The 8,328-nt window shown below is 41.8% G+C and carries 7 protein-coding genes; 2 read left to right on the forward strand and 5 right to left on the reverse strand.

The window, feature by feature from the left end; translation table 11 throughout:
* Positions 1-562 (reverse strand): PepSY-associated TM helix domain-containing protein (locus CXF78_RS07960; protein WP_145991394.1); only part of this gene is annotated, 562 nt, incomplete at its 3' end.
* A 254-nt stretch (positions 563-816) separates the two neighbouring features.
* Between CXF78_RS07960 and CXF78_RS07965 the strand changes: the two genes are divergently transcribed.
* Positions 817-2,919 (forward strand): TonB-dependent siderophore receptor, encoded by a 2,103-nt coding sequence (locus CXF78_RS07965; RefSeq protein ID WP_102036460.1) that lies wholly within the window; start codon positions 817-819, stop codon positions 2,917-2,919.
* Between the two features lie 555 nt (positions 2,920-3,474).
* Positions 3,475-4,485: a D-alanine--D-alanine ligase gene (locus tag CXF78_RS07970; protein ID WP_102036461.1), complete on the forward strand. Its 1,011-nt coding sequence runs from the start codon at positions 3,475-3,477 to the stop codon at positions 4,483-4,485.
* 80 nt (positions 4,486-4,565) lie between these two features.
* Here the strand turns inward: CXF78_RS07970 and CXF78_RS07975 are convergent, their stop codons facing one another.
* Genes CXF78_RS07975 through CXF78_RS07990 form a run of 4 tightly spaced genes read right to left on the reverse strand, consistent with a single transcriptional unit; the run spans position 4,566 to position 8,327 of the window.
* On the reverse strand, positions 4,566-5,165 hold the full coding sequence (locus CXF78_RS07975; protein WP_011638002.1) for a cytochrome c3 family protein: 600 nt from the start codon (positions 5,163-5,165) through the stop codon (positions 4,566-4,568).
* A gap of 8 nt (positions 5,166-5,173) precedes the next feature.
* The gene (locus tag CXF78_RS07980) at positions 5,174-5,644 is read right to left on the reverse strand and encodes a nitrate reductase cytochrome c-type subunit (RefSeq protein WP_011638003.1); all 471 of its coding nucleotides are present in this window, start codon (positions 5,642-5,644) and stop codon (positions 5,174-5,176) included.
* 11 nt (positions 5,645-5,655) lie between these two features.
* The gene (gene napA / locus CXF78_RS07985) at positions 5,656-8,145 is read right to left on the reverse strand and encodes a nitrate reductase catalytic subunit NapA (RefSeq protein ID WP_102036463.1); all 2,490 of its coding nucleotides are present in this window, start codon (positions 8,143-8,145) and stop codon (positions 5,656-5,658) included.
* Positions 8,146-8,147: 2 nt separating this feature from the next.
* On the reverse strand, positions 8,148-8,327 hold the full coding sequence (locus tag CXF78_RS07990; protein WP_102036462.1) for a chaperone NapD: 180 nt from the start codon (positions 8,325-8,327) through the stop codon (positions 8,148-8,150).
* Position 8,328: the final 1 nt, after the last annotated feature.

The raw sequence follows: 8,328 nt of genomic DNA on the forward strand, positions 1-8,328 counted from the left end.
CAAGCAATGTTTTTTTACCTTGATTTAAACGTAATTTTGGCTGGATAAATGAACGCCAGAACTTTTTATAAATCACCAGTCCAGAAACCAATGCACCCAACATCACAATTGCCATAAAACAGACAATGTAATAGCCGACACTGTAATTAACATGCCATGGAAACAGTAACCAACCGTGTAATGAGCGCATAAAATTAGTGAAGGTCATGCCAAGATTAATTGCTTGTATTTGGCCGGTGTATTGATTGACATAAGCAATGGCAAAAGGCGCATCGCTATCGTTAAAAATAACCGCATTTACCAGATAAGACTCAAAGCTCATCACTGTGGTGATGTTTGCTGTGGGGTGCGCTTGTTGCACAATTTCAACGAGTTCTGACATCGGTTTTTCTGCCAGATTTTGCGGGTTACTTGCCCTCGAGTCAGGATTTGTAAGCCAGGTTAATTCATGACTTATCACTGAAATTGTTCCTGTGAGGCACACGAAACAAAAAATTATCCATACGGGCAATGAAAACCAGCCATGAAGCTTAAACCAAAATTTATTACTAAGTTTTGCCATCTGTTTTCCAAATTTGTCCGTTGTCTTTATAGAGATGAATATCCCGCATATGCTAATACGATTGATAACGAATCTCAATAACTATTGAGTGATAATTATTATCAATTGTAAATTTTGTGCTAATCGTCCCATTTCTATTAATGTAACCGCCACCAACGGTTGCTAATGATAATCATTAGCAATAAAATTAGTACCTGATAGTTATTATGTACCCTCATTAACATTATTTAGCGCTAAAAAAGATAAGGCAAAACATGAAACCTCAACACATCTTTGCACTTTCATCATTAGTTTTGGCTATGGGCTTTCTAGTACAGCCCTTCGCCCTTGCAGCCGAACAACAAAATGCTGACAACAATGATCAAAATATCGAAAAAATCCAAATCTTGGGTGTTCGTTATAAACGCGTTAGCCAAGGCGCGACCGGGTTAACCATGGAGATTGATGAAACTCCTCAGTCAATCAGTGTGGTGACCAACGAACAGATAACTAATTTTGGGGCCAATAACCTTAATGACGTACTTCGCCTTGCGACGGGTATTAATGTTGAAGAATGGGAAACTAACCGCACACAATATACTTCTCGCGGTTTTGAAATTAAAAGTACCCAAATTGATGGCGTCGGTTTACCTAATGACTGGGGTATCGTCACTGGTGCAATGGAAGCTTATGGTTATGAAAAAATTGAAGTTATTCGTGGTGCTAACGGGCTACTTACCGGAATAGGTAATTCTGCTGGTACCATTAATTATGTCCGTAAACGCCCAACGAATGAAAATGAAGGCGAAGTAGGCGTTTCCTACGGTTCGGATGACTTTAAGCGCGTACAAGCTGACTACTCTGCCCTGTTAACAGAAAGCGGTAGTTGGGCTGGTAGAGTTGTTGCGGTGGTAGAAGACAAAGGGTCATACCTAGATGGCCTAGAAAACGATCGTGGCTATATTTACGCTGTTGTTGATGGCCAATTAACAGACAATTCAACGTTAACGTTAGGGTTTTCATACCAAGATGCCAACACAGACGGCAATACCTGGGGGGGATTAGTATTTAACTATACTGACGGCACCCAAGCTGAGTGGGATACCAGTGCGACCACAACACAAGAGTGGACCATGTGGGACACTAGCAACACAACCGCATTTGTTGAGTATACTTACATTCTGCCTAACGATTGGGATCTTAAGGTTGCCTATAACCATCAAGGTTTAGAAGATGAAAGTAAGTTATTTTATGCTTCTGGAACCATTGATAAGGACACAGGCTTAGGATTAAATGGTTGGCCTGGTCGCTACGACACTGAATTTTCAGCCGATATTGTAGACATCACCACAATTGGTCATTACAGCTTATTTGGTCAAGATCATGAGCTCACCTTGGGATTAAGCGGTTCTCAAAGTAAAAAATACATGTACCAACACCCATTTGATTTTGCAGCGACTCCTGCATATGGCCCAACCCCAGCCTTCCCTTACGATCTCAATGCGATCCCTGAACCGGAATGGGGCGATAAAGTAGAGTACTCTGATATAGATGTAAGCTTACTTCGCGCTTATGGTTCAACTAAGTTCAATATCAATGACAGCCTATTCGTGGTTGCTGGTTTTAATGCGATTAAATATACCCGCGAAGGTATTAATAGCGGCGTTGATATAGACAATGACGAGAGTGAGTTTAGCCCTTATGCAGGTGTGGTTTATAGCATCACAGAGGATATAAACACCTATTTCAGTTATTCAGATATTTACCAACCGCAAGAGCAGTATGATTACGATGGGTATTTTTTAGACCCAACTAAAGGCGTAAATTACGAGCTTGGGCTTAAAACCCTATGGCTTGATAATGATTTAATGGCTACCTTTGCACTATTTAGCGCTGAGCAAAATAACCTCGCTAGCTACGCCGGCCTTAATGCCAACGGAAATTATTATTATAAAGGTGCCAATGTCGAATCGAAAGGGTTTGAAGTTGAAGTCACTGGATATATAACAGACAACCTCAATGCAGTATTAGCTTATACGCTGCTTGATGTAGAAGATGACAACGGCGCTGAAGCAAATGAGTGGGCAGCCCGCAACGTTGTTAACTTTTCAATGGATTATACCATTCCACAATTGCCAGAAGTAAGCATTGGATTCGGCGGCAGATGGCAATCAGAAACCAAAAACGTTGATTCTAATGTAGAGCAAGATGCTTATTTAGTGGTTAACGCTTTTGCCAGTTGGGATGTGTCTGAGGACCTCAATTTAAGAGCTAACATTAATAACCTCACCGATGAAAAATACATTAATAGCTTGGCGACCATAGGTTATTACGGCGCGCCTGTGAATGGTTCGGTGAACTTAACTTATCGCTTCTAGGTGGCATGAAAATGCTAAAGCCAATGACTGAAATTTATGCCATTAGCTTAAGTATTCTTCTGTAATGCGTTTATTACCACACCGATATAATCAATGTGGTTGATCACGACAGCAGACATGATATTGATTGATAAAAAACCTCTTTTTATGAAAATAAAAAGAGGTTTTCTTTTTCAACATAGACACAATATTATTTACCGGCCCTACACAAATGATGGCGTTGATCTTGTCGACAGCAAAACGATATCACCTTATTACTTACTCATCAGCCACACGTGTTGGCGCTTAAAAGACTATGACAACCGAAGCCTGTGAAGCCAAAACTGGCATAGCTAATAAACATAACTGGTTCGTGAGACAATGAAGATGTGACAGCTGATTATTATCTCCTTGTGGCTATTTAATCGACTTACCTTCTAAAATTGACCTAATTAGCTGAAATATTATTAACTCTTACTTGCACTGTATGGCTGTGGGTCTTTATCATAAGCATTACTTTTTTAGGGCTAATCTAATTCAAATCTAGCCCATTTTTTTGGTCTTTCAGGAGCAACCATGCCAAAGATTAATCTGCTGTTATTGTGCGGCGGTGGCGGTGCAGAGCACGATATTTCGTTAATGTCTGCACGTTTTTTTGAGTCATCACTGGCAAAGTCAGATAAATTTTCGGTACTTAAGTTAGTACTCGATAAACATGGTCATTACCACACTGAAGACGGTAAATTATGCGACCTGACTAATCGCCGTGAAATTCGTTTTGAAGATAACAGTACGCCAGCATGGTCAGTTGATTATGTGATCCCGTGTATTCATGGTTTCCCGGGTGAAACCGGCGATATTCAATCGTATTTTAACTTAATACAACTGCCCTACTTTGGTTGTGAATCTGAAGCCTCAAGTAATTGTTTTAACAAAATCACCGCTAAAATGTGGTTTTCAGCTTTAGGTGTTCCAAACACGCCTTACATCTTTTTACATCAACTAGATGATGATGCAATTAAGCAAACTGAAGCGGCATTTGATAATTGGGGATCTGTTTTCGTTAAAGCAGCATCACAAGGATCGTCTGTGGGATGCTATAAAGTCGATGTGAAAGCCAATATCGCTAACGTACTTAAGGATGCATTCAGTTATGCACCTTATGTTGTGGTTGAGCAAACCATCCATGCGCGTGAATTAGAGGTCGCCGTATATCAATACCAGGGTGAAGTGGTAGCTACCTTACCGGGTGAGATTATTTGCGACAGTAATACCTTTTATTCATTTGATGAAAAGTACGCTACAAATAGTAAGGCTCGCACCGACGTTGTTGCTGATAACCTCAGCCCAGAGATCAGTCAGCTGATCCGTGATTACGCGGTAAAAGCCTTTAAAGGGATGAAGTTACGTCATTTGTCGCGCATCGATTTCTTTTTAACTGCCGATAACCAAATTCTCTTGAATGAAATTAACACCTTCCCTGGGTTAACGCCTATTTCAATGTTCCCGAAAATGTTGCAAAACCATGGACATGATTTCACTGAATATTTAATTGATGTGATTGGACAACAGGTTGATTTAACGTAAACAATTTTAGTTCAAAATGCATAAAACAAAAGGCCAGCAAATTTGCTGGCCTTTTCTATACACTTACAATGTTAAACAGTTTAGAACCCTTCTACGCCCGCCATATCAGGTAATTGGTGTGCAATACCTTTATGACAATCGATACAGGTTTTTTCGCCGCTAGCCAGTGACGTTGAATGCATTTGTGATGCACGCTTAGACTGGCGAGTGAAATCCATATAGTCGAAGTTATGACAGTTACGGCACTCTAAAGAATCGTTAGCTTTGAGTCGGTTCCATTCGTTTTCAGCCAAATGGCGACGCTTTGCTTCAAACTTTTCACGAGTATTAATGGTGCCGAATATTTTGCCCCACACTTCTTTAGACGCTTGCATTTTACGGGCAATTTTGTCAGTCCAGTTGTGTGGCACATGGCAATCAGGACAGGTTGCACGCACACCACTTCGGTTAGTGAAGTGAATGGTGGTTTGCAGCTCCTGATAAACGTTGTTTTCCATTTCGTGACAACCAATACAGAATTGCTCACGGTTAGTCAGTTCCAGCGCGGTGTTGAATCCGCCCCAGAAAATAACCCCTGCGATGAATCCACCAATGGTTAAGAAGCCAAGGCTGTAATGGACACTCGGACGACACAGCACTTTCCACACTATTTTTAGTTGCTCAAACAATTTTGCAATCATAGTGACTCCTAGTGCTTAACTGGGGCTTTCGCCTTCATTAAGTGATCAATATCGACAAAGTCATTTTCAACTAATAACTTGGCATCTAACTGCGGTGCATGACACTGAGTACAGAAATAACGACGTGGTGATAAATCAGCCAAGAAATTATTATCACGGTCCATATAGTGAGTCACGCTCACCATTGGAGCCTGTGAATGACCAGTACTGGTACGGGCATGACACTGGATACACTTGTTCACTTTAAGATCGATTTGATAACCATCAATCTTGTGCGGGATCACCGGTGGCTGCATTGGGTAATTACGTACCTGCTTAACATCGGTATTGATCACCGCTTGCATTGCAGGCGGTGTCGGTTCTACGTTAATTGGCGCTAAACGTAATGTGTCGATTTTGTCTTCAGGTACACTGGTAGCCATTACACTTACAGAGAAACCTAATAACGCGATAATCGATAATAATTTACCTGTTTTCATGGTCTGTCTCCTTAAGCCTTAACAATCTTTACAGCACATTTTTTATAGTCAGTTTGTTTTGACAAAGGATCTGTCGCATCTAACGTCACTTTATTAATGAGCTGACTAGCATCAAACCAAGGCACAAACACTAAGCCAACAGGCGGCTTATTACGTCCACGCGTTTCAACTCGGGTTTTAATTTCACCACGACGAGAGACGATTCTAATTTCATCACCACGGCGTAAACCGCGCTTTTTAGCATCTTCTGGGTGCATAAAACACACTGCATCAGGGAAGGCTTTATAAAGCTCAGGTACACGCTGTGTCATAGAACCAGAGTGCCAATGTTCAAGCACACGACCTGTTGATAACCAAATATCAAACTCTTCATCTGGTGATTCAGCTGCTGGCTCGTAAGGCAATGCGAAGATAACCGCACGACCATCTGGCTTACCATAGAACTCAAAGTCTTTACCGGCTTTAACGTATGGATCTGACCCTTCACGGAAACGCCATTTGGTTTCTTTGCCATTAACAACAGGCCAACGTAAACCGTGTTCTTTGTGGTATACATCAAAGTCAGCTAAATCATGACCATGACCACGACCAAAAGTAGCGTACTCTTCGAATAAGCCTTTTTGAACGTAAAAACCAAAATGCTTAGCTTCGTCATTTAAGTACTTAGGATCGGCATCACTTAACGGGAACTTCTCAACGTTGCCATTTTGATAAAGCACTTCAAATAAGGTTTTACCTTTGAATGAAGGGTTGGCGGCTAATACATCGGCTGGCCAAACTTCGTCGGTAGTGAAACGCTTAGAGAATTCCATTAACTGCCATAAGTCTGAACGTGACTCGCCTGGCGCAGTAACCATTTGGTGCCAAAATTGAGTACGGCGCTCGGCATTACCATAAGCACCTTCTTTTTCTACCCACATGGCTGTTGGTAAAATCAAATCGGCAGCTTGAGTCGTCACGGTTGGGTAAGCGTCTGACACTACGATGAAGTTTTCTGGATTACGGTAACCCGGTAAACCTTCTTCGTTAATATTGGCGCCAGCTTGGATATTGTTGTTCACTTGAACCCAGTAGCAATTTAGGTCGCCATCTTTTAAGCGACGGTTTTGCTCTACCGCATGGTAGCCAGGTTTAGGAGGAATAATACCACTCGGAATACGCCAAATTTCTTCAGCATGTTTTCTGTGCTCAGGGTTAGTCACCACCATGTCAGCAGGTAAGCGATGTGAGAATGTACCCACTTCACGTGCTGTACCACAAGCAGAAGGTTGACCCGTTAATGAGAATGGGCTGTTACCTGGAGTAGAAATTTTACCGACTAACAAGTGAATGTTATAAATCAGGTTATTACACCACACACCACGAGTATGTTGGTTAAAGCCCATGGTCCAGAATGAAGTTACTTTACGATCTGGATCAGCATAAAGCTCTGCCAACTCGATAAGCTTATGTTCTGGTACACCAGACAACTTACTGACAGATTCAACATCATAATCAGCCACAAATTTAGCAAATTCGTCAAAATCAATCGGTGTAGAGTCACCTGCTGTCGCGACGTTTTTAGCTTTCATTTCTAATGGATGCGTTGGACGTAAACCATAGCCAATATCAGTGGTTCCCTTGCGGAAGTTAACATGCTTTTTGATGAAATCTTTATTCACTTTGCCATTTTGGATAATGTAATTGGCAATAAAGTTAAGCATCGCCAAATCAGTTTGTGGCGTGAATACAATCGGTAAATCAGCAAGGTCAAATGAACGATGTTCAAAGGTCGACAACACGGCAACTTTAACGTGTGGTGCGCTTAAACGGCGGTCGGTTACACGAGTCCACAAAATTGGGTGCATTTCTGCCATGTTTGAGCCCCAAAGCACAAACGCGTCAGCCGCTTCCATATCGTCATAACAACCCATTGGCTCATCAATGCCGAAGGTGCGCATAAAGCCACCTACCGCAGATGCCATACAATGACGTGCGTTTGGATCGATGTTGTTTGAACCAAAGCCAGCTTTCATTAACTTAACGGCTGCATAACCTTCCCATACGGTCCACTGACCAGAACCAAACATACCAACTGCAGTTGGGCCTTTGGCTTTTATGGTCGCTTTCCAGCGTTCGGCCATAGTGTCGAATGCTTTTTCCCATGTGATAGGAGTGAATTCGCCATGCTTGTCATATTTACCATCAGTCATACGCAACATTGGCGTTTGCAGACGATCACGACCATACATAATTTTAGAAAGGAAATAGCCCTTAATGCAGTTTAAGCCGCGGTTAACTTCACTTTTGGCATCACCATGAGTTGCAACAACTTTACCGTCACGGGTGGCAACCATAACTGAACAACCTGTACCGCAAAAACGACAAGGTGCTTTGTTCCATTCTAATTTGGTTTGTTCTGAGCTAGTGATCAGGTTGCTTGCACTTGTAGGTAGTGCTAATCCTGCAACACTTGCCGCTGCGATAGCGGCATTTGCTTTCATAAAATCGCGTCTATTCATTTTCATACTTCACCTTCTTCAAGCTCTTCACTTTGGTGATACACCATGGTGGCAGTCAACACACCCGGAATGGCATTAATTGTTGATATATCATCCATCAACGATCGTTGGCTCGGACCTTCAACGACAACAACTAACTTAACGTCATTATTAGCTGACAACTCAGCATTTTTGATGGCCATA

This window comes from Shewanella sp. 11B5 (genome assembly GCF_002836795.1).
GTDB classification, from domain to species: Bacteria; Pseudomonadota; Gammaproteobacteria; order Enterobacterales; family Shewanellaceae; genus Shewanella; species Shewanella frigidimarina.